The 23,761-nt window shown below is 52.4% G+C and carries 19 protein-coding genes and 1 tRNA gene; 11 read left to right on the forward strand and 9 right to left on the reverse strand.

Annotated elements, in window-relative coordinates:
• Positions 1–86 precede the first annotated feature (86 nt).
• The 7 genes from Q4579_RS16800 to Q4579_RS16830 all read left to right on the forward strand — a co-directional run bounded on the left by Q4579_RS16800 (position 87) and on the right by Q4579_RS16830 (position 8,564).
• The gene (locus tag Q4579_RS16800; RefSeq protein WP_303565771.1) at positions 87–1,544 is read left to right on the forward strand and encodes an ATP-binding cassette domain-containing protein; all 1,458 of its coding nucleotides are present in this window, start codon (positions 87–89) and stop codon (positions 1,542–1,544) included.
• Between the two features lie 208 nt (positions 1,545–1,752).
• Positions 1,753–3,270 carry a 3-hydroxyacyl-CoA dehydrogenase NAD-binding domain-containing protein gene (locus Q4579_RS16805; protein WP_303565773.1) on the forward strand — a complete coding sequence of 506 codons (1,518 nt, stop codon included), beginning with the start codon at positions 1,753–1,755 and terminating at the stop codon, positions 3,268–3,270.
• Between the two features lie 11 nt (positions 3,271–3,281).
• Complete coding sequence (locus Q4579_RS16810) at positions 3,282–4,505, forward strand: acetyl-CoA C-acyltransferase (RefSeq protein ID WP_303565775.1); 1,224 nt, start codon at positions 3,282–3,284, stop codon at positions 4,503–4,505.
• 1 nt (position 4,506) lies between these two features.
• Positions 4,507–5,718 carry a 5-aminolevulinate synthase gene (gene hemA, locus Q4579_RS16815; protein ID WP_303565777.1) on the forward strand — a complete coding sequence of 404 codons (1,212 nt, stop codon included), beginning with the start codon at positions 4,507–4,509 and terminating at the stop codon, positions 5,716–5,718.
• On the forward strand, positions 5,715–6,893 hold the full coding sequence (locus Q4579_RS16820) for an MFS transporter (RefSeq protein ID WP_303565779.1): 1,179 nt from the start codon (positions 5,715–5,717) through the stop codon (positions 6,891–6,893). Before hemA ends, Q4579_RS16820 begins: the two co-directional genes overlap by 4 nt.
• Positions 6,883–7,614, forward strand: coding sequence for an enoyl-CoA hydratase-related protein (locus tag Q4579_RS16825; protein WP_303565781.1), 732 nt, complete (start codon positions 6,883–6,885; stop codon positions 7,612–7,614). Before Q4579_RS16820 ends, Q4579_RS16825 begins: the two co-directional genes overlap by 11 nt.
• 239 nt (positions 7,615–7,853) lie before the next feature.
• Entirely contained in the window at positions 7,854–8,564 is a 711-nt protein-coding gene (locus tag Q4579_RS16830) for an autoinducer binding domain-containing protein (RefSeq protein WP_303565782.1), read from the forward strand.
• 619 nt (positions 8,565–9,183) lie between these two features.
• On the opposite strand, the gene rimK is transcribed toward Q4579_RS16830, so the two are convergent.
• The 4 genes from rimK to epmB all read right to left on the reverse strand — a co-directional run bounded on the left by rimK (position 9,184) and on the right by epmB (position 14,507).
• Positions 9,184–10,083 (reverse strand): 30S ribosomal protein S6--L-glutamate ligase, encoded by a 900-nt coding sequence (rimK, locus tag Q4579_RS16835; RefSeq protein WP_211646883.1) that lies wholly within the window; start codon positions 10,081–10,083, stop codon positions 9,184–9,186.
• Positions 10,084–10,323: 240 nt separating this feature from the next.
• Positions 10,324–11,556, reverse strand: coding sequence for an alanine racemase (gene alr / locus Q4579_RS16840; protein WP_303565783.1), 1,233 nt, complete (start codon positions 11,554–11,556; stop codon positions 10,324–10,326).
• A 25-nt stretch (positions 11,557–11,581) separates the two neighbouring features.
• Positions 11,582–13,210 carry a methyl-accepting chemotaxis protein gene (locus Q4579_RS16845; protein ID WP_303565784.1) on the reverse strand — a complete coding sequence of 543 codons (1,629 nt, stop codon included), beginning with the start codon at positions 13,208–13,210 and terminating at the stop codon, positions 11,582–11,584.
• Between the two features lie 274 nt (positions 13,211–13,484).
• Positions 13,485–14,507 (reverse strand): EF-P beta-lysylation protein EpmB, encoded by a 1,023-nt coding sequence (gene epmB / locus Q4579_RS16850; RefSeq protein ID WP_303565786.1) that lies wholly within the window; start codon positions 14,505–14,507, stop codon positions 13,485–13,487.
• Positions 14,508–14,539: 32 nt separating this feature from the next.
• Here epmB and efp point away from each other — a divergent pair, with 32 nt between their 5' ends.
• Together efp and epmA are read left to right on the forward strand one after the other, a co-directional pair.
• A complete protein-coding gene (gene efp, locus Q4579_RS16855) occupies positions 14,540–15,106 on the forward strand; it encodes an elongation factor P (protein WP_303565788.1) in 567 nt (188 codons plus the stop codon).
• 107 nt (positions 15,107–15,213) lie between these two features.
• Complete coding sequence (epmA, locus tag Q4579_RS16860; RefSeq protein ID WP_303565800.1) at positions 15,214–16,179, forward strand: elongation factor P--(R)-beta-lysine ligase; 966 nt, start codon at positions 15,214–15,216, stop codon at positions 16,177–16,179.
• 12 nt (positions 16,180–16,191) lie between these two features.
• Here epmA and Q4579_RS16865 read toward each other — a convergent pair whose 3' ends face one another.
• The 5 genes from Q4579_RS16865 to rsgA form a co-directional block, all read right to left on the reverse strand.
• Positions 16,192–17,079: a DMT family transporter gene (locus Q4579_RS16865; RefSeq protein ID WP_303565789.1), complete on the reverse strand. Its 888-nt coding sequence runs from the start codon at positions 17,077–17,079 to the stop codon at positions 16,192–16,194.
• A gap of 158 nt (positions 17,080–17,237) precedes the next feature.
• Positions 17,238–19,121 carry a methyl-accepting chemotaxis protein gene (locus Q4579_RS16870; RefSeq protein ID WP_303565790.1) on the reverse strand — a complete coding sequence of 628 codons (1,884 nt, stop codon included), beginning with the start codon at positions 19,119–19,121 and terminating at the stop codon, positions 17,238–17,240.
• Positions 19,122–19,298: 177 nt separating this feature from the next.
• Positions 19,299–20,714 (reverse strand): DASS family sodium-coupled anion symporter, encoded by a 1,416-nt coding sequence (locus tag Q4579_RS16875; protein WP_303565791.1) that lies wholly within the window; start codon positions 20,712–20,714, stop codon positions 19,299–19,301.
• A gap of 131 nt (positions 20,715–20,845) precedes the next feature.
• Complete coding sequence (gene asd, locus Q4579_RS16880; RefSeq protein ID WP_303565793.1) at positions 20,846–21,736, reverse strand: archaetidylserine decarboxylase; 891 nt, start codon at positions 21,734–21,736, stop codon at positions 20,846–20,848.
• Between the two features lie 143 nt (positions 21,737–21,879).
• Positions 21,880–22,932 (reverse strand): small ribosomal subunit biogenesis GTPase RsgA, encoded by a 1,053-nt coding sequence (gene rsgA, locus Q4579_RS16885; protein ID WP_303565794.1) that lies wholly within the window; start codon positions 22,930–22,932, stop codon positions 21,880–21,882.
• 80 nt (positions 22,933–23,012) lie between these two features.
• Here rsgA and orn point away from each other — a divergent pair, with 80 nt between their 5' ends.
• Entirely contained in the window at positions 23,013–23,558 is a 546-nt protein-coding gene (gene orn, locus Q4579_RS16890) for an oligoribonuclease (protein WP_303565795.1), read from the forward strand.
• Positions 23,559–23,688: 130 nt separating this feature from the next.
• Positions 23,689–23,761, forward strand: a tRNA-Met gene (locus Q4579_RS16895).

The raw sequence follows: 23,761 nt of genomic DNA on the forward strand, positions 1-23,761 counted from the left end.
TTTATTGTCTTATTAGTCAGTTTTTGCATAGAAATTGCACAGCAAGTCATGCAAGATGAGCAGAAAGGACGACAAAGGAAGCGATCATGCACATTCAGGGATTATCACACCATACCGAATCCGCCTCGGTTTCTGTAGCGGAGTGGCAGCTTGAGCCAACCCAGCACTGGGGGATTTTTTCCACACACAGCCATGCTGCGACCTTACTCGTACGTATTTTCAGTGGTGAACTGACACCGGAAAAAGGCCAGATTGAAGGGCTGCCGCAGCGAATTGCCTGTATTTCACTGCACGAGCAGCAAAGGTTGCTGGATCTGGAACTGGAAAAAGATGAAACCGATTTTGCCGATAGTATTGATTACGGCACCACAGTCGAGACCTTGGTGTTGGAGGCGGGCTGCAGTGCTGAGACTTTGGAATTGCTGCTTGAGAAAGCCGATTTGCGCCATCTGCGTCACCGGGGATTCCGGCAACTGTCGACGGGCGAAACCCGCCGGGTGATGCTGGCCAGAGCGCTGGCTGCCAATCCTGAATTATTGATTCTTGATGAGCCCTACGCCGGGCTGGATGTCCGGCACCGCCAGACACTATCTGAGTTGCTGCAAGAGCTCTCTGCGCAGATGCAGATTTTGATTGTGACCTCCCGGGAAGATGAGTTGCCGGACTTTATCTCCCATGTGGCTTTATTCGACGAAACATCACTGTCGCAGACGCTGACGCGCGCTCAGTGGCTGTCCCATCCGGTGATGGCGCAGATGAAGGCGCTGTCTGCACAGAAAAGTGATGCCATGCTGGCGTTGTTGCAGGCGCATCAGTCTAAACATGTATATCCCAATCCGTTGGTCGAGATGCGTGAGGTCAGTGTCGCGTATGTGGGCGCCACCATTTTTACCGGTGTGAACTGGCAGATTGAACAAGGACAGCATTGGCAGATCCGCGGCCCGAATGGCTGCGGCAAAAGTACCTTGCTGGGGCTGATCCTCGGCGACCATCCGCAATGCTACAGCAACGACATCACAGTGCTGGGTATGAAACGCGGCAGTGGTGAAACTATCTGGGATGTGAAAAAGCACATCGGGGTGGTGTCTTCTGCCTTACATCTGCAATATCGGGTTGGTTGTCAGGCGCTGGACGTATTGTTGTCCGGATTTTACGACTCAATCGGACTGTATCAGCAGCCGAGTAAACGCGAGGTTCAGCTGGCTCGGGAATGGCTGAATCTGCTGGAAATGAGCGCGCTGGAAAAGGTCAGTTTCCGGGCATTGGATTACGGCCAGCAACGGCTGCTGCTGATTGGCCGTGCGCTGATCAAACAACCGGCATTACTGATTCTGGATGAGCCGTATCAGGGGCTGGATTTTCTCAACCGGAAGCTGGTTTTTCAGGCCCTCAACCGGATTGCCTCAGCGGGGCTGAGTCAGTTGCTGTATGTGACCCATCATGAAGAAGATACGCTGGATGCGATTCAGAACGTTGTCGATTTCGAACCGGACCCGGCTGGAGGGTACCGGATACAGCTACGTGCTGCACCTGCTGTGAAATAGCGCGAACTTGCACCGAAAATCAGCAGAGGCTCGCATTTGCGGGCCTTTTTCTTTCGTTTAAGTCTGACGACGATCCGTCAGTATATGGGGCATGATTCCAGCCGTAAACCTGTCATTTCTGCCAATTGAAAGACCTGATACAGACGTTTAACTTAATTCTGTTTTGAAATATTTGGTTACATCTAAATCCATTTTTCAAGAGAGTGTTATGTCTATCAAACAGTTGGCAGTGGTTGGGGCCGGAACGATGGGACGAAGTATTGCTTATTTATTTGCAATGCATCAGATACAGGTCGTCCTGTATAACCGGAAAGAAGAAACTTTGAAATCGGCAGCGACCTATATTGCCGAGGATTTAAAGAGAAGAGAAAGCAAAGGAAAAATCACGCCGCAGCAAGCGGAGCAAATTCAATCAAAGATTCAATACACGACACGCATGGAGACGCTGGCAAATTCTGACATTGTCATAGAAAGCATTGCAGAAGATGAATCGCTCAAAGCCGATATACTTGCAGCCATTGAACAAAATGTCAGTACCGATTGTATCATTGCAACCAATACGTCCTCATTATCACTCAATAAACTGTCCGCAGCGCTGAAGCATAAAGCAAGATTTATCGGCCTGCATTTCTTCAATCCGGCGCACATCATGAAGCTGGTTGAAATTATACCGTCCTTTTTTTCCTCCCCAGCGACGACACAAGCTTGTCAGGCATTACTTGATCAGGTGGACAAGCGTTCGGTGATTTGTCAGGCGACTCCGGGATTTATTGTGAACCGGATGGCACGTCCTTTTTATCTGGAAGGCTTTCGTTTACTGGAGGAAGGCGTTGCAACTGCCCAGCAAATTGATAAAGCGCTGAAGGCGGGCGGTCAATTCAGAATGGGGCCGCTGGAACTGACTGACTTTATCGGGCAGGACGTGAATTATGAGGTGAGCCGGCAGATCTGGAAGGCGATGCAGTTTGATGCCCGTTATACCCCCGTTCATCTGCAGCTATCGCTGGTGGATGCCGGTTTGCTTGGGCGCAAGAATGGCCACTCCTATTTTCAGTCAGCAAGTGAAGAGGAGACATCGGACAGCCTTGCAGCCAAGGCATTCACGGCGCCGGTGTCGATACAGATTTCAGGTCAGCACGCCTTTTCGGATTACCTGAAAATCATGCTGACCACCCGCAGTGATGCGATTCGGATTGAACACACAGAGGCTCAGGAACCAGCCCTGATTTGTGTGAATGAGTCTTTTGTCATAAGCGTGACCGACGGGAGAACGGCGGAATCGCTGGCTCGGGTTCATGGCATGGATACGTTTGTGATCGACTGGGCACTGGATTATTCCGTCTCTGATTATCTGGTGGCTGCGCATAACAAAGGTGTCCGTGCTGAGCACAGAGAGCTTTTTCTGATGCTCATGCAATCCCTTTTCCCAACAGTCGTCCTGATTAAGGATTCCCCGGCGCTGATTGTTGCCCGGGTACTTTGTAGTCTGATCCATGAATCGATTTTGATGACAGAAAGCGGTATCTGTACCCGGCAGGATATTGAACTGGCTTCGGTTGATGGCGTGAATTATGCCAAAGGAATTTTCACCTGGCTGCAATGGCTGGGAGAAGGGCCGGTGATTCAAACGCTCAGCCAGATGGCCGCGCTACTCAATAGTTCGCGGTACACCCCGCACTACAGTTATCTCCATAATGCGCCGCTGTCGGCTGCGATGGCTTCCTGAGGATCAAGCAGATGATCAATGATAATCATGTATATGTGGTGGATGGCACCCGCTCAGCCATTGGCAGCTACGGCGGCTCACTGGCGCAGACCCGGCCGGATGATCTGGCGTCTGAAGTTATCAAAGCTTTAGTCGCGAAACATCCGGGTATGGCCCGCGATATTGATGAAGTGGTGCTGGGATGCGCCAATCAGGCCGGAGAAGATAACCGGAACATTGCCCGGATGGCGAGCCTGTTATCCGGGCTGGATCAGTCTGTTCCTGCCATGACTTTAAACCGGCTGTGTGCCTCCGGACTGGATGCGGTGATTTATGCAGCCACCAAAATTAAGGCCGGAGACTGCGATGTTGTGCTGGCGGGCGGGGTGGAGAGTATGAGCCGTGCACCGCTCGTGCTCAGTAAAAGCGAGCAGGCATTTGATAAGGGCGTGCAGTTGTTCGATACCACGCTGGGCTGGCGTTTTGTCAATCCGCATCTGGCTGAGTCCTACGGCTGTGATGCGTTGGGGATCACGGCGGAGAACGTGGCCAGAGACTATGGGATCACCCGAGAAGCACAGGACCGCTTTGCGCTGGCATCGCAGCAAAAGGCAAAACAGGCGATCGGCGTTGGCAGGCTAGCGAAAGAGATCACGCCGCTCACCGTCCGGCTGGACCGAAAAAATCAGGTGGTTTTTGAGCAAGATGAATTTCCCCGACTGACGCCGCTGGACAAACTGAGTCGGCTGAAGCCTGCGTTTCTGGCAGATGGCACCGTGACTGCAGGGAATGCTTCCGGAATCAATGACGGTGCAGCCGTTTTGCTGATTGCCTCCGGTCGGTATGTGAAGCGCCATCAACTCAAGCCCATCGCTGAAATTGCTGAGAGTGCCGTGGCCGGTGTTGCGCCGTCCGTGATGGGAATCGGCCCTGTGGCTTCAACGGAAAAACTGCTGCAAAAAACCGGTTATACCCTCAATGACTTTGATGTCATTGAGGTGAATGAAGCGTTTGCCGCGCAGGTACTGGCGGCACTGAAAGTCTGGCAGATCGACGCAGATGATCCGCGCGTCAATCCGAATGGCGGCGCCATTGCACTGGGACATCCGCTCGGAATGTCCGGGGCACGGTTGGTACTGAGTGCCGCCATAGAGCTGTCAGAACGTCAGTTGCGAACAGCATTAGTGACAATGTGTGTCGGGGTTGGCCAGGGCGTTTCTCTGGTGATGAAAGGAATTGAACAGGAGCAACATTAAGATGGACGCATTACGAACTCTGGAACAAAAACTCGAAGAAACCAAAAAGCTGGGCCGTTTCCGGGAGTATCTGAATCTTGAGCGGAGCGTGGTTGATAAACCCTGGGTGGTGAATCACACGTCGGCAGGGGATCAGCGGATCAACGTTTGGTGCTCCAATGATTATCTGGCGATGAGTCACCATCCGAAGGTCCTGCTGGCTGCGACGGATGCCCTGAACCGGGTGGGACTGGGGACTTGCGGTGCGCGCAGTATTTCTGGGACTTCGGTTTATCATACCGAGCTGGAACACCTGCTGGCAGACGCTTATCACAAAGAAGCAGCGCTGCTGTTCACGACAGGTTTTGGTGCGAACGATGCCACTCTGTCAACCTTGTGCAACGTGATTCCAAATCTGATTGTTTATTCCGATGCGCTGAACCACGCATCGATGATTTATGGTATTCGGCACGGGAAGGCTGAGAAGAAAATCTTCCGGCACAATGATGTGGCGCATTTAGCTGAATTACTGGCAGAAGCTGATCCTGAACGTCCCAAGCTGATTGCATTTGAATCTCTGTATTCCATGGACGGAGATTTTGCCCCGATTGAGGCGATGGTCGAACTGGCTGAGCAATACAACGCCATGACTTATCTGGATGAAATTCACGCTGCAGGAATTTATGGTGCGCAGGGGCTGGGGTACGCAGAAGCCAAAGGATTACTGGATCGGATCACCATGATCCAGGGTGGATTTGGGAAATCTTATGGTTCAGCAGGCGGTTATATTGCGGCTCCCCGTTCGGTGGTTGAAGGAATTCGCAGCTGGGCACCCGCCTTTGTATTCAGTACTTCATCACCGGCTCCTGTGGTTGCCGGGGCTTTGGCAAGCTTCCGGTACACCATGGAAAATGATATGCAGCGCAAGCATCTGCTGGCGATTATTGAGCATCTGAAAGCCGGATTGCGGGATGCTCGGATCCCGCTGGTTTCAGAAGACAGCCATATTCTGGCCATCCATGTGGGTGACCCGTTTAAGAATAAAGCCATCAGCAAAATGCTGCTGGACCAGTATCAGATCTACGTTCAGCCCGTGAATGCGCCGACAGTGCCCGCTGGAACCGAACGTTTGCGGGTCACGCCGACAGCAGCGCATACGATCAAAGATGTCGATCAATTCCTTGTGGCACTGACAGAGGTCTGGCAACAAGTGGATTCAGGGAGGACTGAATGAGTTCACCACAGAATCACGGTTACCGGCTGGCCCTGTGCCTGATGGCAACGGGAACCTTCGCTATCGGGACCGATGCTTTCATCGTTGCAGGTGTGCTGTCTGAAATCTCAGACAGCTTTTCTACCAGTGCGTCTCAAACCGGTCAGCTCATCACTATCTTTGGTCTGAGTTATATGGTGTTCGCGCCGCTCAGTGCCTGGCTGATGGGAAACCTGAACCGGAAGAATATCCTGCAGATTGCATTGCTGCTCTTTATTCTTGGAAACATGATGTGCGCGTTTGCAACGAGCTACTTCGTTGTCTCCGCGGGGCGGGTTCTCGCTGCACTCGGCGCTGCTTCCTTCACCCCGCAGGCGGCTGCGGCCGCTGCACAGCTTGTGCCGGAAAACCGAAAAGGCATGGCCATTTCAGTGGTTTATGGTGGCATGACCCTGGCAATTGCCTTGGGAATACCATTGGGAACTTTTCTGGCACAGTTCATTGGCTGGCGTGAAATCTTTCTGATGATAGCGGTCCTGGGGGGGATTTCATTTTTCGGCCTTACCCTGTTATTGCAGGATTTCGCGCCTCCGGGCAAACATTCACTGCAGGAGCGACTGGCACCACTGCGTCAGAAAGCAGTCCTTACAACATTACTGGTCACCTTTTTCGCAGTTTGCTCTGAGCACATTGTTTACAGCTATGTCAGTGTCCTGCTGCAGGATACTGTGCTGGCCGGAAACGCTATTTTGCCCGTAGCACTGTTGATTTTCGGGGTGGGCGCCGTGATGGGTAACTTTATCTCCGGTGTGATGACAGACACGCTGGGCAGCAAATTTGTATTGCTGGTGGCGGTGACGATTCAGACGCTGTCTTTGTTCCTGTTGTCTTTCAACCTGACATCACCATGGTCTGTGATCGGGATTTTCCTGGTTTGGGGGATCACCGGTTGGATGTATCTGGTACCCATTCAGCATCATCTGTTGTCACTGTCGGAGCGTTTCGGGGCGCTGACTGTCTCACTGAACAGTTCCGTCCTGTATGCCGGGATTGCTGCCGGAGGCATGATGGGCGGCGTGTCTCTGTATCTCTGGCCGGTGGAATACCTGCCTTTGCTGTCACTGCCACTGGGGATTGCGGCGATTTTGATTGCTGTCCGCTATTTTCACGAGGAGCAGCCTGTTTATGAATCCTGAATCCTTGGTTGTACTGACCCGGCCACGGCCGGAGATCGCTGTGATTCAACTGAACCGCCCGGATAAGAAAAATGCCATGAATCTGGCGATGGCCCGTGAGATTCAGCAGCATCTGGATGACTGTGAAGCAGACCAGTACATCCGGGTCGTTGTGCTGGCGGGACAGCCAGGCTGTTTTTCTGCCGGAATGGATATTCAGGCATTCCGGCAGGGAGAATTACCGGTTGTTGAACCGAACGGCTTTGCCGGACTGATCCATGCACAGCTGAGCAAAGTGCTCATTGCTGCCGTCGATGGTGTGGCTTACGGCGGTGGGTTTGAAATGGCGCTGGCCTGTGACTTGATTGTTGCCAGCCGAAGCGCGCGATTCAGCTTTCCGGAAACCGGCCTGGGCCTGGTGGCAGCGCAGGGCGGATGTGCCCGGTTGCCGTTGCGGATATCCCCGTTTATTGCCATGGACTGGTTACTGAGCGGTCAAGTGATCACGGCCGAGGAAGCCCATATTCAGGGTGTTGTATCTCGCTTGTGCGAATCGGATGCATTGCAGACTGCGTTGCAACTTGCTGAGCAGATAGCCGGAAAATCCCCGCAGGCGATTCAGGCTGTGAAAGCGATTGTGAAACAGGGCCAGCAAGTGGCTGAAACGGCGGTATTTGATTATCAGCAGGACTGGGTTCACCAGTTGCGTCAGGCGCAGCAGACAAAATCCACTGTTTCTTAGCGAGCTCCCTGTTCCCCCACGAAATCACCCCGGCAGTTTTGTCTGTCCGGGGTGATTTTTTTCTCTTTACCTCAATGCTCGGCTTGATTATCCCTCCCTTCTGGCCAAAGGCCGCCCGTATTTCACTTGACCGGTCCGTCGAGTTCGGGCATTAATTATGCAACTTGATGCTTTTATTTTTTAGTGCGCCAGCATCTGTGATGGTCAGAGCGGTATTCAAACCAACCCGGGAGTCTTACATGGAAGTGAAAACAGAAGAGATCATGGCAAAACTACAGGCGGAGGTGGAGGATCAGGCCGCGTTTCTGGAAACGCTGGCACATTGTGCACAGCAACTCGGTTTTCGATATTTTGCCTACACCATTTTTTCAGGTTATCCCCTCAGCAATCCGAAGATGCAGATGGAGACCAACCTTCCTGACGCCTTTGTAAATCAATATAAGCAGACTCGGACATACTTACAGGACCCGGTCATGGAGCAGGCGCAGCATTCGACATTGTTGTTTCAGTGGGATGCTGATTTTTATCTTCAGCATGAAGAACTCTGGCAAACATTGGTCGCACTCGGGATAGCACAGGGTTGGACGCAGTCCGTCAGAGATTGTTATGGCCGACTGGGCGTTCTGACATTTGCTGGTAAAGCGCCGGCAGAGGTGACCTCTCAGCTCCCTGTGGAAACTTTGTTTCTGTGGCTGTCGCAACTGACTCATAAAGCGCTTCGGGATGCGCTGATGTCAGAGGAAGATGATGCGATCAAAGATGTATTAACCCTCAGAGAGAAAAATATCCTGCGCTGGTGCAGTGAAGGTAAATCGTCTAAAGAAATTGCAATCTTGTTGGGGATCAGCGAGCGAACCGTGAACTTCCATGTCAGTAATTCCATTAAGAAATTGTCGGTCGCGAATAAAACGGCTGCGACAGCAAAAGCCGCATTTCTTGAGCAGCTCTGAGGAGACAGAGTGAAAGCCGATCTCAGGTTCATCCGGAAAAAAGCCTGAAAAGCTGCACGCTGAATTTATTTTATTTTAAATCAGTACTTTAGTTATATTTTTTGATGTTTGAGAATGATGGCAATCAATGCGTACAGTAAAATGCTGATTTTTCTGCAGAAAGCTGTATGTTCTGCTCTGCAACAGATCCTTTCGTTTTTCCTGATTCACTAGTGTTGAGTCTGAGAAAAAAACAGTTCACCTGGGAAAAAGCCGGAAAAGCTGTACAGATAATTTTTTCATTTATTTTCAGTGACTTGGGTGTTTCTCTGATGGCGATTGATTCACTGGTTGAAAGTGTACACCAATAAACTGCTGTCTGTGGTAAATGCTGTACGGAATGATGTTTTATTTGTCGTTTGTCCGGGGCTGGCTGTTTATGTCTGACAAATCATCCGTCAGAGTTCATTGTGAAAATTGCCGGAAAAGCTGTACATGACTTTTTATCTTATAAAAACAATAACTTATGTTTTGTTTGTGATGCGACTCATTCTGTGGGTTGGATCTGGTCAGGATTTTGCTGAACTTTAATCGATTTGCTGTACAGGCTGCGTGAGGTAAACACGCAGCCTTGGGGGAATTACTGATCCTGATGACGACGCTTCTTCTTAGCGTGTTTTTCAATGTATTCAACAATCATGCTGGCAATGTCTTTGCCGGTCGCATGTTCAATGCCTTCCAGGCCCGGCGATGAGTTCACTTCCATGATCAGCGGCCCCCGGTTGGAGCGCAGCAAATCGACACCTGCAACATGAAGCCCCATGGCTTTGGCTGCGGCAACCGCAGTGCGGCGTTCTTCCGGGGTGATACGGACCAGAGATGCACTGCCACCCCGGTGCAGGTTTGAGCGGAATTCACCGTCAGCCGCCTGACGTTTCATCGATGCAATGACTTTATCGCCCAGGACAAAACAGCGAATATCAGCACCGCCAGCTTCGGCGATGTACTCCTGAATCATGATGTTGGCTTTCAGGCCCATGAAGGCTTCAATCACGCTCTCGGCTGCTTTCTGGGTTTCTGCCAGTACCACGCCAATGCCCTGAGTCCCTTCCAGCAGTTTGATCACGACCGGCGTGCCCCCCACCATTTTAATCAGATCTTTGATGTCGTCCGGTTTGCTGGCAAAGCCTGTGATTGGCATACCAATACCTTTGCGGCTCAGTAGCTGCAGGGAGCGCAGTTTGTCCCGGGAGCGCGAAATTGCAATCGACTGGTTGATGGAAAACACATTCATCATTTCAAACTGGCGCAGCACAGAACAGCCGTAAAACGTAATATCCGCCCCGATTCGCGGAATAATGGCATCAATACCGACCAGATCGTGTCCTTCAAAGTGAATCGAGGGCTGAACGGAGTTGATGTTCATGTAACAGCGCAGGGCGTTTATCACCACCGCTTCATGGCCGCGCTGCTCACAGGCTTCGCGCAGACGACGGGTGGAATACAGATTTGCGTTCTGGGACAAAATGCCAATTTTCATCGTGTTCTCATCAAAAAGCTGGAGGAATCTGAGCGGGTTGGCTGGCGAACCTGGAATTTCAGCTCAGTAAAACGGACGCAGAATATGCCTTGAAAGTGACCAAGAATCGAGAGGTTGGACCATGATCTCTTTTCATGGTGACGAGAAGAGAATTTACTCAATCAAGAGGAATGCAGAGAAGAAGCTGGCTGGAAAGGTCCCCTGAGACCAAAGGGGGGATGGTCTCAGGGGAGGGCTGAATTATTTCAGCACTTTCGGGTTGGACGTGCCCCACAGCGTGTAGATTTCAGACAGAATCCGGCCTGAGTGATCTTCTGTTTCGCCAATGGTGATTTCGTCGCGGCCCTGACGGCCAAACAGCACCACTTCATCGCCAGGTCTCACGCCTTTGATATCTGTGATGTCGACCATGGTGGTGTTCATTGACGTTGAACCCAGTACTTTGGCACGCTGACCGTTAATCAGTACTTCACCCACACGGCTCATTGAGCGCGGGAATGCATCAGAATAACCGAGCGGCAGGTTAGCCAGCACAGAATTACGCGTCAGTGTTTCTGTTTTGCTGTAACCAATGGTTGAGCCTTTTGGCAGACGGTGCACAGAAGCAACCTGCGTCTTGAACGACACAATGCGCTTGTACTCAGGGTATGCTGGCGTGGTGTCACCATACAGCGCGCCACCGGTACGAACCATGTCCAGATGTGCTTCCGGCACCATCAGTGTGGTGAAAGAGTTTGCCACGTGCAGCAATACATCATCACGATCCAGATCCGTGTGGTTGAAAATCCACTGGCTGTCTTGTTTGAACTGGTGCAGGCCGTCACGGATTTCATTCAGATCTTCCGTCGGGAAGTGCGTCATGATACCGACCACTTGCAGGTGACGGGTGTTTACAATCTTACGGGCTTCTTTTTTCCCGTGCTTGGTGCGCATTTCCAGACCGTTACGGCCCATGCTGGCAGAGTTCAGTGCCAGATGTACCGGGATCACCGTGCCGTGTTTACGTGCGATGCGAGCAATAATTTTTGCCTGCTGCTTGGTGCCGATCAGCTCTTCCAGTCCCAGATCGACAGCGGTTTCGATCTCAGACGGAGTCGCAGCACGCAGACGCATCAGGCGGCCGTTAAAGCCCAGCTCACGCGCCAGACGTGCTTCCGCATTACTGGTGATCCCCACGCAAGAGATCCCGCTTTGTATTACGGAAGGCATCAGGTTGGCAATACCATTTCCGTAGGCGTCTGCTTTCATGACGGCACAGATCTCGGTGCTGCTGCCAACATGGTTTTGCAGGTGCATAATATTCGATTCAAACGCTGCCTTGTCGACTTCTACCCATGCATTCGCAGTTTGAACTTCATCCATGGTGTTCGCGTGCTCAATGCTTGGCAGCATTGGTGCAGCAGTCGCATGCATTGAAGCAGAAGTTGTCCCCATCATGGCGAGGGCAATCAGTGAGAATTTAAAGTTTTTCATTGTAAGTCTCTGTTGTTATTACAGGTTACAGGGAGAATTGATTGACGACCTGATGCAGTGCATTCGCACGGCGTTTCAGTTCATCAACACCCTGCTGAGCTTCCAGAGTGGACAGGCGGTTTTCTTCCGCGCTGTCACTCAGAGAAGCGACATTGCGAGACAGATGATCTGAGGCGTGAGCCTGCTCCTTGACCGAACCGGCGATTTCTTCCATGCCGGAACTGACCGCTGAGATTTCCTGGTTAAAGGAACTGAGGGATGCGTTGGCTTGATCTGCATGCTGCACGCTGCTGTCGACACGATCGACGGCGTGTTGCATGGTTTGCGTGGTGTCGCTGGTGTCTGTCTGAATCGAGCGGATCATGGTGCTGATCTCGACGGTCGCTTTTGAGGTGCGTTCAGACAGCTGACGTACTTCGTCAGCGACGACCGCAAAGCCGCGGCCTTGCGTACCGGCACGTGCTGCTTCAATTGCAGCGTTGAGTGCCAGCAGGTTGGTTTGATCGGCGATGTCTTTGATTACTTCAACAATTGAATTGATTTCACCGGCACGGCTGTCCAGCTGCAGCAGTTTATGGGCGACGGTATTGGTTTCCGTCTGGACCGACTGCATCCCGCGGACTGCATGATCAATGGCTTCAACGGTGCTTTGTGTCAGCAGTTCAAACTGACCCATCTGCTGATTGGCGTTGTCGACAATCTCGGTGATGCTTTGTGCACTGGCGGCCAGTTCTTCGATGGCGGTTGCACTGCTGCCGACATGATCGGACTGCGTGACAGAACGCTCGGCGACCGCGCGGATCAGTGAATCCAGTTGCGCGCTGGTAGCGGCGACGCTGTCTGATGACTGCTGGACTTCCAGCATACGGTTCCGCAGGGCTGCCATGAAGATATTAAAGGAATCGGACATTTCTCCGATTTCATCCTGGCTGCTCACTTTGACGCGCTGGTTCAGATCCCAGTTGCCGTTTGCCAGCGAGCGTAATACTGCGTTCAGGCCGTTGATCGGCGTCACGATCAGGTTGGCAATCATGCGGCCGATAAACACGGCCAGAACGAGAAAGATGGCAGCGACTATGAAGGTTTTCTTCAGAGCTTCCGTTTTGACTTCTTCAATGTCGGTGAGTTTGACATCAATCCCGATGACATGAACTTCTCCGTTATCATTTCGGAAAGGCACAAAAATCGACCGGTACAGGCCGAATTCGCCCTGATAGCTCTGATACTGAGCCTGCTCTGTTCGGAAGGCTTCATACAGCATTTCCGGCACTTGCTGATAGCGCTCCAGATACCAGTTTTTGTATCGGCCACTTTTCCACTCTTTTTCATCGCGGTTGATGTAGGTGTAATACACCTGGCCGCCACGACGTACGGTGGCATAAGCCCATTCCAGCTTGGCCCCCTGTGTAAAATGGGTCAGATGGGATGAAATGTCGTCATAAAGGGCGTCATCACGGTTGGCTTCATCGTTGGGCAGATCGCCAATGAGCTGCTCCACGGCATAAGCTGCTGTGTTTAGTTCAGTGTCAATACTGCTCATCGCTGAATTGACCAGAGTGTGGTAAGAAATCGCAGACAAGGCCGCGATGATTATAAGCGCGATGGCTGTGAACAGCATCGAAAGCTTGGTTTTTAGGTTCCAATTGGCAGTCATGACTTATTCCGAATGCTAGAGTGAGTGATGTGAATCACAAAAAATGTATACCCGTGTATTCGGCGGCCAGTCTATTGACATTATTAACACTTTCAAATGCTAATCATTGATTAATTTTATTTGTTTTTTATTTGTTTTTGTTTTGTTTTTCAGGTGTATGTGCTGTTGTTTTCGGGATGTGGGAAAGGTTGTTTTTTGTGGTGATTTATTGCTTTTTATTCACCAGACATTGGCGCAGCGGCAAAAACTTGGGAGGGGCCGCTGCTCGTTTCATTTATTCCAGATGTAAATCCAGAGGCGTTTTACTGTTGCGCCCACCAATCTCCCGGGTCAGTTTCGGAACCAGATAACCCGAGACCTGTGCGATCAGTCCGGCCATGAGCCGGCGGGCTTCCTCATCGCTGACCATGAAGTGGGCAGCGCCCTGAACCTTGTCCAGTACATGCAGGTAATAAGGCAGAATCCCGGCATCAAACAGGGATTCACTCAGATTCACCAGTGCGTCTACGGAATCATTGACCCCCCGCAGCAGGACACCCTGATTGAGCAGGGTTACCCCGGCATCACGCAATGGCGACAATGCCTGAGACAGGGTGTCGTTGATTTCATTGGCATGATTGATATGGGTGACCAGAATGGTTTGCAGCCGGATATGTTTCAGCAGCGAACAGAACTCCGGCGTGATCCGAGCCGGAATCACGACAGGCAGCCGGGTGTGGATCCGCAGCCGTTTGATATGCGGGATTTCGGCGATGCCTTCAATCAGCCAGCGCAATTCACTGTCTTTTGCCATCAGCGGATCACCGCCAGAGAGAATGACTTCGTTCAGCTCCGGATGCGCAGCAATGTAATCCAGCGCCTGCTGCCACTGACGTTTGCCGCCCGGATTATCCTGATACGGAAAATGACGGCGGAAACAGTAACGACAGTTGATTGCGCAGCCCCCTTTCACAATCAGCAGCACCCGGTTGCGGTATTTGTGCAACAGGCCGGGCTGTTCGTTTTGCTGCTCTTCCAGCGGATCCTGAGAAAAGCCTTCGTGTACTTCAAACTCTTCGGCCAGTGGTAGAACCTGACGCAGCAACGGATCGTGCGGGTTGCCAATTTCCATCCGATCGACGAAGCTTCTGGGAACACGCTGCGCAAACAGCTTTCTGGCTGCCAGCCCTTCTTGCCAGGGGGCGGGATCAATCTCCAGCAGCCGGAGAAGTTCAAGCGGATCCGAGATCGCATTGGCTAACTGAGCGAGCCAGTTTTGCTCAACAGTGGCGACGTTTCGGGTTATGATGTGCGGCATGAAAATAACTCGAAGATGTTAAGAGGAAAAAAATGGCGTCTTTCAGCACGAATGAATTCCGCGGCGGAATGAAAATTATGCTCGATAATGAACCCTGTGTCATTATCGAAAACGAATTTGTGAAGCCAGGCAAAGGCCAGGCATTCAACCGAGTCAAAATCCGTAAGCTGCTGTCTGGCAAGGTTCTGGAAAAAACCTTCAAGTCTGGCGACTCCGTTGAAGCGGCAGACGTCGTTGATACGGATCTGGATTACTTGTACAACGACGGTGAATTCTACCACTTCATGAACAATGAAACCTTCGAGCAAATCGCAGCTGATCTGAAAGCAGTGGGCGACAATGCGAAGTGGCTGGTTGAAAACAACACCTGTACGCTGACCCTGTGGAATGGTAACCCAATCGCAGTGGCGCCACCAAACTTCGTTGAACTGGAAGTGGTTGAAACGGATCCGGGTCTGAAAGGCGATACTCAGGGCACGGGCGGTAAGCCAGCCACGCTGTCAACCGGTGCAGTGGTGCGTGTACCCCTGTTCATCCAAATCGGTGAAGTGATTAAAATTGACACCCGCTCTGCGGAATACGTCAGCCGCGTGAAGTAATTCATCGCGTGATCAGACAAGGGCCGCATCATGCGGCCTTTGTTGTTTTCATCCCCGTTTCATGTCTGCAATTTTCGACTCAGATGAAAAAAGACTCTCCTATGACAATGCATTGGCAACCCACCGCTGAGATCGCAACCCTGCGACAGCGCGCTGAAATTCTGGCGTCGGTTCGTGATTTTTTCGCACAACGCGATGTTTTGGAAGTGGATACCCCGGCCATGAGCCAGGCTACTGTCACCGATATTCACCTGCATACTTTTCAGACGGCGTTTGTCGGGCCGGGCTTTGCTGACGGCCAGACCTTATATCTGATGACCAGTCCGGAGTTTCATATGAAACGTCTGTTGTCGGCAGGCAGCGGCCCGATCTATCAGATCTGTAAATCCTTCCGCAATGAAGAATCCGGCCGTTATCACAATCCGGAATTTACCATGCTGGAGTGGTACCGCCCCGGTTTCGACCATCACGCGCTGATGGATGAAATGGATGCGCTGTTGCAGCAGGTCCTGCACTGCGGTGCTGCAGAGCGGATGAGTTATCAGCAGGCTTTCTTACAAGTGCTGTCTGTCTGCCCGCTGACCGCTTCCATGGATACGCTGAAACAAGCGGCGTTGCCGCTGAATCTGGGCGATGTGGCGGCAAATGAAACCGATCGCGATACCTTGCTGCAACTGATGTTCAGCATGGGTGTGGAGCCGGTGATCGGGCAGCAGGTGCCAGCCTTTGTGTATGACTTTCCAGCGTCTCAGGCGGCACTGGCGCGGATCAGTCCAACAGACAACCGCGTGGCAGAACGCTTTGAGGTCTATCATCAGGGAATTGAACTGGCAAACGGCTTTCATGAACTCTCAGATGGTGATGAGCAACTGGCGCGCTTTGAAGCTGATAATGCCAAGCGTGTTTCTATGGGGTTACCACCTCAGCCGATTGATCATCATCTGGTCGCTGCGCTGAAAGCTGGATTCCCCGACTGTGCCGGGGTTGCACTGGGCATCGACCGTCTGGTGATGCTGGCGCTGAAACAGACTCATATTGCCCAGGTTACAGCGTTTCCCGTCACGATTGCCTGAGCCTTGTCTGGCTCAAAACTGCAGGATCAGCCCGGTGCCAATCACGGCCAGAATGGCGCCCAGCCAGGCTGCCGCCGGTGGACGATGTCGGGTGTAAAGCCAGAGCAATGGCAGGATCATGATAGGGGTGGTGGCGGATAATAAAGCCACCATCCCGACATCGCCATGCTGCAGTGCGAATAAAATCAGGGTCATGCCGACGGCCATGGCCAGAAATCCGTTCAGTGCCACCATCCCGAGGATCCGCCCGTTGATAGGCTGGCGTGGTTTGGCAATCTGCGCGCCGCTCAGGCGCAGCACACTATGCGCGCTGAACGCTGCGGCCATTCGCATTGCAGAAGCAGCCACCGGATCCAGTGTTGTCTGCATGGCCGGTTTGGCAATAATCGCCCCGAGTGACTGACACAATGCCGCAGTTAACCCCAGCATCACCGCCACGCCCAGACTGCCGGTGATGGCTTCAATCTGATGTTTCTGACTTTTCTGGCCGAATAAAATGGCGGTCACGACCCCGGTAAAAACCAGTAACGCGCCCACCAGTTTCCAGCCGAACAAGCTTTCATCAAACAGCCAGATCCCGAGCAGCGCCGAGAAGACGGCATGACAGGAGAACAGCAGTCCGCCCCGTCGCGGACCAACCCGGTTAAAACAGGCAAACAGGGCGGTATCTCCAATGAAGATCCCAATCAGCCCGGACAGCACCATCACCAGTGCGAAGTCCCAGGAAACCGTGGACCAGCCACCGTTGAATGCGGCCATGGCGGTGAGCATCAGGGTGACGCAGGCCATGCGCCAGCGGCTGTAGGCAAAAGCACCTAAATGGCGGGAGGGTGTCACGGAGATTAAACTGCTGACCGCCCAGAGTGCGGCGGCGGCCAGTGCCAGCCATTCGTAGCCCATGGATATCCTTATTGAAAATGACTGCGAAGGCAGTGCGTCATGCTGATTGGCTGCATATCATGCAGCAAAGTGGCCGAAATTGGTATGGGAGAAAGAAGGTCTGTATCAGGGGGAAAACACGGCCAGCAGAGCTGGCCATGTCCAGTGAAGCAGGGGCGTTAAATTTTGAAGCGAGAAACGTCCTGCCGCATCGCTTCCGCAGACTGATTCATCGACTGAGCGCTGTGGCTGACATCCTGAGTCTGGGTTGCCAGATGATCCGACACATCGCGAATGGCCTGTGTATTGCGGCTGATATCTTCACTGACCGCCCGCTGCTCTTCTGCTGCGCTGGCGATTTGCGTGGCCATATCTGAAATTTCCCCAATGGACTGGGTGATTTGCGTCAGGCTGTCACTGGCTGCCTGTGCATAATCGACACTCTGACCGGCCAGATCCGTGCTGGCGCCCATGCTGTCAACGGCCTGGCGGGTGTTATTCTGCAGGGTTTCAATCATGGCCCGGATTTCTTCCGTGGAGTCGTGGGTTCGCTGACTCAGCACACGCACTTCGTCGGCCACCACTGCAAAACCGCGGCCTTGTTCACCGGCACGGGCGGCTTCAATCGCGGCATTCAAGGCCAGCAGATTGGTTTGTTCTGCGATGCCCTGGATGGTTGCCAGAATATGGTTGATGTCCTGCGCATTGGCTTCCAGTGCCTGAATGACTCGGGCTGCATCCTGCACCTGATTGGCCAGCGACACAATGGCCTCGCGGTTCTGGCTGATGACACTTTGTCCCTGCGCGCAAGCGCCGGTGGACGACTGCGCTGCGGAGGCGGTCAGTTCGGCATGGCTGGCCACTTCGGCAGCGGTGGCCGACATTTCATGGATGGCCGTGGCGATCTGGTTGATCTCATTCTGCTGGCCGTTGACCCGTTCTGAGGCCTGACGCGCCTGATGGTAAGATTGCCCGGCCTGTTCACTTAACGTATTCGAACGGCTCACGATGCCCTGAATCATATGCTGCAGCTGGCTCAGGAACAGGTTCATGTTTTCTGCCAGTTCACCAACTTCATCCATACGCTCAATGGCAATGCGCTGGGTGAGATCGCCGCTGCCCTGCGTGAGTGCATGAACAGAGCGGTTCAGTTCACTGAGCGGGCGGAGCAGGCTATTGATAATCAGACCGGCGATCATGGCGATGACGACATACATCAAGAGTGAGGCCAGCAGCGTAAAGGAAAGCACTTTACCAATGGCCGCATAGGCCATGGATTTGTCTTCCATGATCCCGATAGACCAGTCTGTGCCGGCAATCGGTGCCACCAGAATCAGTTTATCACTGTTATCTTTATCAAAATGGAACTCGGCAACGGTCTGGCTGCCGTTCAGGCTGCGGATAAAGCTGGGAGTCAGATCGTTATCCAGCTGTGTCAGCGGCTTGCGGCTGAGAGAGGCGTCCTGATAGGCCACCAGTGTATTATTACCGTCAATCAGAAAGGCGCTGCCGGCATTGTCGATCTTCAGACTGAGGATTTTGTCGATAATGTGAGTCACCGTCAGATCGGCGGCGAGCACACCCTGGCGTTCGCCATGAAATGCGCGGGCAAAACTGACCACCAGGCTACCGTCAAAATCCTGATAAGGCTCGGTCAGGATGAGTTTGCTGGACTTGATGGCATCCTGATACCAAGGGCGGGTACGGGGATCATAATCAGCCGGCCAGTCTTCCGTTTTATCGCCATACGCAATGCTGCCGTCCGTAAATCCGGCATAGACCGACAGAAAATCACCGGCCCGTTTGGTCAGTAGTAATTCTCGATCGACATTGTCTGTCGTGGCAATCAGTGGCAGGTTTGCCAGCATGAGATTGCGTCGGGCGTCCAGCCAGTCGGCAATATAGTCGCCGGTTGCTGCGCTGATCGCGCTCATTTGTGCATTCACTTCGCTGGTGGTTTCTTCGCGAAGCTGGGAAATAGAGATGCCAGCCTGAATCGCGCTGACGGTCGCAATGATGGCAGCAATGGCTACCTGTATTTTTAGCTTAATCGTGAATTTCATACTGCAATTCCGGTTTGGTTGACCCCTTCTCATCCCGACGAAGGCGGTCAAGATGCCATAAGTGACTCAACCAGAATTATCAGCGAAACCGATGTTTGCTTTACATCAAATTAACAGGTCTATTGTTAAGCTGTGATCATGATGCCAGTTTTAGGTGCGAGTGTTACAGGGATGCATTCATAAAAACAATAACGCTGCCAGATAAAGCAGCCCCAGCCCACTGAGGCCGACCAGCATCCCGATTTTCATCATATCCCGGCTGTGGAATAACCCTGTTGAATAAGCCAGAGAGTTCGGTGGCGTTGAGACGGGCAGAACCATGCCTAAAGATGCAGAAAATGCCAGAATCACCAGCATGGACATCAGGCCGCCGGTGCCAGCCAGTGTCGGAACTGAGGTGGCAATCGCTGCGCCGATGGGCATCAGCAAGTTGGCGGTTGCGGTGTTGGACATAAAATTTGCCATCAGCCAGCACAGCAAGGAAAGCAGGGCCAGCACGAGCAGGGCAGGCATCAGCGCATAATCGATCGCATGAGCCAGTTGCCGGGCCAGTCCGGTTTTTTCCAGCGCCATGCCGATGGCGATCCCTCCGGCAACGAGCCAGAGCACATCCCAGTTGAATAGCTTGAGCTCTTCTTTGCCAATGATGCCCGTCAGGGTAAACACAGTCAGCGGGATCAGCGCAACCACGTAGGCATTCATGCCATGAATTGCGGTGGTCAGCCACAGCAGAATGGTGATCCCGAACGTCAGATAGACCACCCAGGCTTGCCAGCATTGCTGGAACTGTCCGTCCAGTTTGAGCTCAAGTACAGAAAGCCGGGCTGGAAACAGGCGCTGCAGTAACCACCAGGCCAGCCCAAGCTGAAGGAGCACGAAGGGTAAGCCGATGGCCATCCAGCTCAGAAAACTGATGCTGTGCTCACCGGTGAGGTATTGCAGTGCGATGGCATTTGGCGGTGTGCCGATAGGGGTGGCGATACCGCCGGTATTTGCGGCGACAGGCACAGCCAGCACCAGAGCTTTTACGCCGGTATCTTCTTTCGGCACCGAAGCCAGAATGGGAGTCAGTAGGGCCAGCATCATCACGGTCGTAGCCGTGTTTGACATGAACATCGAAAACACGGCTGTGATCAGCATGAGTCCCAGCATAATATAGCGAGGTTCATGGCCGAAGGGCTTGAGCAGGACCCGGGCCAGATTGGTATCCAGTCTGTATTTCGCTGCGGCAATGGCCAGCGCAAATCCACCCAGAAACAGCATGATAATTGGGGAGGCGAAGGCGTGAAAAATATCAGTATAAGAGAGCAGAACACCGAAAGCGGGGTTGTCAGCGGGATGACGGAAAATGCGGAGGCTTTGATCTGACAGCAGGATCAGTTCCAGTACGATGATCAGTAAAGATGTGGCATAAACCGGAACAGGTTCGAGTATCCAGAGCAGGGCAGCCATGACGAAAATTGCCAGTAACCGGTGCTGAATCAGGGTCAGTCCGTCCAGCGGGATGGCTTCAGTGGGGATTTGCAGCAGGGCAAATGGCAGGCCAAAGGCGATCAGTAATTTCAGCAGTTGTACGAAAGATAGTTCCCGCATGTTGGATGCTCTGACTCAAAACTGGCTCAGGCAGCTTAACATGTCGTGTTTATGCATATGCTGGAGCAGATCAAAAATCAGGCATTAAAAAAGGGACGTGATGAACGTCCCTTTAGCGATGATTGTCCGACTTATGCGTCGTTTGCTTCCGCCGCCACAGGCGATTGCAAGCGGGCATAGGCTTCACCCATCCGGGTTGGAACATTCGGCGCCAGAACTGGCTCGAAATTCACCATGCCTTTCGGGAACAGGTTGATGACGGTGGAACCCAGCTTGAAGCGGCCCATCTCTTCCCCTTTTTTCAGGGTAATGGCTTGCTCACCTTCCGCCGGATAATCCCAGCGACGGACAACTGGACCACGCGGTGGGGTAATGGTGCCAGCCCAGACGGTTTCGATACTGCCAACAATGGTCGCGCCGACCAACACCTGAGCCACCGGACCGAACTCAGTATCAAAGATACACACCACGCGCTCATTGCGGGCAAACAGGTTCGGCACGTTCTCTGCGGTCAGCGGATTGACCGAGAACAGATCGCCCGGAACATAAATCATCTGACGCAGTGTCCCGTCACAAGGCATATGGACTCGGTGGTAGTCGCGTGGCGACAGATACAAGGTTGCAAATTCGCCTTCGGCGAACTCATCAGCCAGCGCCTGATCGCCACCCAGCAATTCAACCGCTTCGTAAGTGTGCCCTTTCGCCTGAATTAACTGGCCTTTTTCAATCGGGCCCAATTGGCTGACACAGGCATCAGCCGGATGACAAAAGACATCGGCTTCCGTATTCAATGGACGTGCGTCTTCTTTCAGCTCGCGCACGAAAAAGTCGTTGAAAGTCGTGTAGGCACCCGGATCTTCGTTTCGGGCCTCAGACATATCAACTTTATAGCGGTTGATAAACCAGCGGATGACCGCGGTGGTTACAAAGCCGCCTTTCAAATCAGCTAACTTGCCTGCCAGACGGGTCAGGGCATGTTTCGGCGCGCAATATTGCAGGCCAATTTTCAGGTTATCGCTCACAATAAGATTCCAAATGTATGATAAATCAATTGCTTGGTCTGTCACTTGATGCGACGCTGACCCGGGCAGCGAATTCTACCCGACTTCGTTGGTGAAGTCAGGCAGTGCTGCCGGAAGAGGAAGCCAGCTCGCAAAGTCACGGCTTAATTTTGCTTGTTCCGGGAAAACTGACGGTTTGCGACGTTTTCCGACATGCTGTCGATGATTTTATGGTAGCTGTCAAAGCGTGTCTGACTGATCTTGCCTTCAGCCAGCGCTTTACGCAGCAGGCAGCCGGGATCGTCTTTGTGTTTACAGTCACGGAATTTACAGCCACCGAGATAGTCACGGAATTCGACAAATGCTTTGGTCACTTGTTCCGGTTCCAGATGCCAGAGACCAAATTCGCGCACTCCCGGGGAATCGATCAAATCGCCGCCTTCGGCAAAATGATAGAGCCTCGCCGCTGTGGTTGTGTGCTGACCCAGTCCGGAGTTCTCTGACACCGCACCGATCTCTGCTTCAACTTCTGGCATCAATGCATTCACCAGACTGGATTTACCGACACCGGATTGCCCGGCGAAGATACTGATATGGCCTTTTAAATCGGCTTTCAGGGCATCCAAACCTTCTCCGGTCACAGTACTGACGTAACGTACTTCGTATCCAATGGCACGGTAAAGTGCGAGTGTTTCCTCAACCTGAGTGCGGCTTGCGTCATCCAGCAGATCGACTTTATTGAGGACGATCAGGGGCTCGATAGCCACCGTCTCTGAAGCCACCAGATAGCGGTCAATAATGTTGAGTGACAGTTCCGGCAACACAGAAGAAACGATGATAATTCGATCCACGTTTGCCGCCACCGGCTTCACACCATCATAATAGTCTGGGCGTGTCAAAACGGACGTGCGTTCATGCACCGCCTCGACGACACCAGCAATGCCCTGGAGTGTTTCAACGCCTGGCCGCCAGACAACCCGATCCCCAGAGACCAGGCTCTGAATGCTGCGACGCAGGTTACAGCGGTGAATGTCCCCGGTTTGTGGATCTTCAATATCGGCGTGCTGGCCGAAACGCGTAATCACAAGGCCTTCACGGGCATTCTCCAGCAGGGCTTCATCCCACTGGACTTCTTCTGCGCCACGATTAAGGCGCTTATTTTGATTAGAGCGGACACGCCGGCTCTGACCTTTAGTCAGCTTTTTCTTTTTTGCCACAAGATTATCGTTCAGTTTGGTTGGCTTTCATTTCAGGCTAAGTATGATACATGCTTTAGTCATCAAATAGGCAACTTCCAATGACAATCAGCGATCAGAACCTGATTTGGATCGATCTGGAAATGACAGGTCTGGATCCCGAGACTCACAAAATCATTGAAATTGCGACCATTGTTACCGACCCTCAGCTGAACATTTTGGCTGAAGGACCGGTACTGGCCATTCATCAGCCACCGGAAGAACTGGCAAAAATGGATGACTGGTGCACCAATACCCATACGAACAGTGGCCTGGTTGCACGGGTAGAACAAAGTCAGATCAATGAACAGGAAGCCGTTCGTCAGACGATCGCGTTTCTGGAACAGTGGGTCCCGAAGGGCAAATCCCCAATCTGTGGTAATAGCATTGGTCAGGATCGTCGGTTCTTATATCGTTATATGCCTGAACTGGAATCTTATTTCCATTACCGCTATCTGGATGTCAGCACCCTGAAAGAGCTGACGCGTCGCTGGAAACCTGAAATTTTGGATGACCTTCACAAAAAGGGAAGTCATCTGGCACTGGATGATATCCGGGATTCGATAGCTGAACTGCGTTTTTATCGTGAACAAATCTTTAAGATTTGATGTTTTAATGAACGCTTGAGCTGAATGGCGGAGATTTTTTTTCAGAACTATTGCATCCGCCTTTTTTCCTCGTATAATGCGCAGCCTCGAAAGGCAATAATGTTTTAGTTTGCTTTTCAGTATATTCGGACGCGGGGTGGAGCAGCTTGGTAGCTCGTCGGGCTCATAACCCGAAGGTCGTCGGTTCAAATCCGGCCCCCGCA

The organism is Photobacterium sp. 1_MG-2023 (assembly GCF_030547945.1).
GTDB lineage: Bacteria > Pseudomonadota > Gammaproteobacteria > Enterobacterales > Vibrionaceae > Photobacterium.

Bases quoted from the DNA above. Each gene is read 5' to 3' on its own strand.
- Q4579_RS16800 (WP_303565771.1), top strand. From the start codon at position 87: ATGCACATTCAGGGATTATCACACCATACCGAATCCGCCTCGGTTTCT.
- Q4579_RS16805 (WP_303565773.1), top strand. From the start codon at position 1,753: ATGTCTATCAAACAGTTGGCAGTGGTTGGGGCCGGAACGATGGGACGA.
- Q4579_RS16810 (WP_303565775.1), top strand. From the start codon at position 3,282: ATGATCAATGATAATCATGTATATGTGGTGGATGGCACCCGCTCAGCC.
- hemA (WP_303565777.1), top strand. From the start codon at position 4,507: ATGGACGCATTACGAACTCTGGAACAAAAACTCGAAGAAACCAAAAAG.
- Q4579_RS16820 (WP_303565779.1), top strand. From the start codon at position 5,715: ATGAGTTCACCACAGAATCACGGTTACCGGCTGGCCCTGTGCCTGATG.
- Q4579_RS16825 (WP_303565781.1), top strand. From the start codon at position 6,883: ATGAATCCTGAATCCTTGGTTGTACTGACCCGGCCACGGCCGGAGATC.
- Q4579_RS16830 (WP_303565782.1), top strand. From the start codon at position 7,854: ATGGAAGTGAAAACAGAAGAGATCATGGCAAAACTACAGGCGGAGGTG.
- rimK (WP_211646883.1), bottom strand. From the start codon at position 10,083: ATGAAAATTGGCATTTTGTCCCAGAACGCAAATCTGTATTCCACCCGT.
- alr (WP_303565783.1), bottom strand. From the start codon at position 11,556: ATGAAAAACTTTAAATTCTCACTGATTGCCCTCGCCATGATGGGGACA.
- Q4579_RS16845 (WP_303565784.1), bottom strand. From the start codon at position 13,210: ATGACTGCCAATTGGAACCTAAAAACCAAGCTTTCGATGCTGTTCACA.
- epmB (WP_303565786.1), bottom strand. From the start codon at position 14,507: ATGCCGCACATCATAACCCGAAACGTCGCCACTGTTGAGCAAAACTGG.
- efp (WP_303565788.1), top strand. From the start codon at position 14,540: ATGGCGTCTTTCAGCACGAATGAATTCCGCGGCGGAATGAAAATTATG.
- epmA (WP_303565800.1), top strand. From the start codon at position 15,214: ATGCATTGGCAACCCACCGCTGAGATCGCAACCCTGCGACAGCGCGCT.
- Q4579_RS16865 (WP_303565789.1), bottom strand. From the start codon at position 17,079: ATGGGCTACGAATGGCTGGCACTGGCCGCCGCCGCACTCTGGGCGGTC.
- Q4579_RS16870 (WP_303565790.1), bottom strand. From the start codon at position 19,121: ATGAAATTCACGATTAAGCTAAAAATACAGGTAGCCATTGCTGCCATC.
- Q4579_RS16875 (WP_303565791.1), bottom strand. From the start codon at position 20,714: ATGCGGGAACTATCTTTCGTACAACTGCTGAAATTACTGATCGCCTTT.
- orn (WP_303565795.1), top strand. From the start codon at position 23,013: ATGACAATCAGCGATCAGAACCTGATTTGGATCGATCTGGAAATGACA.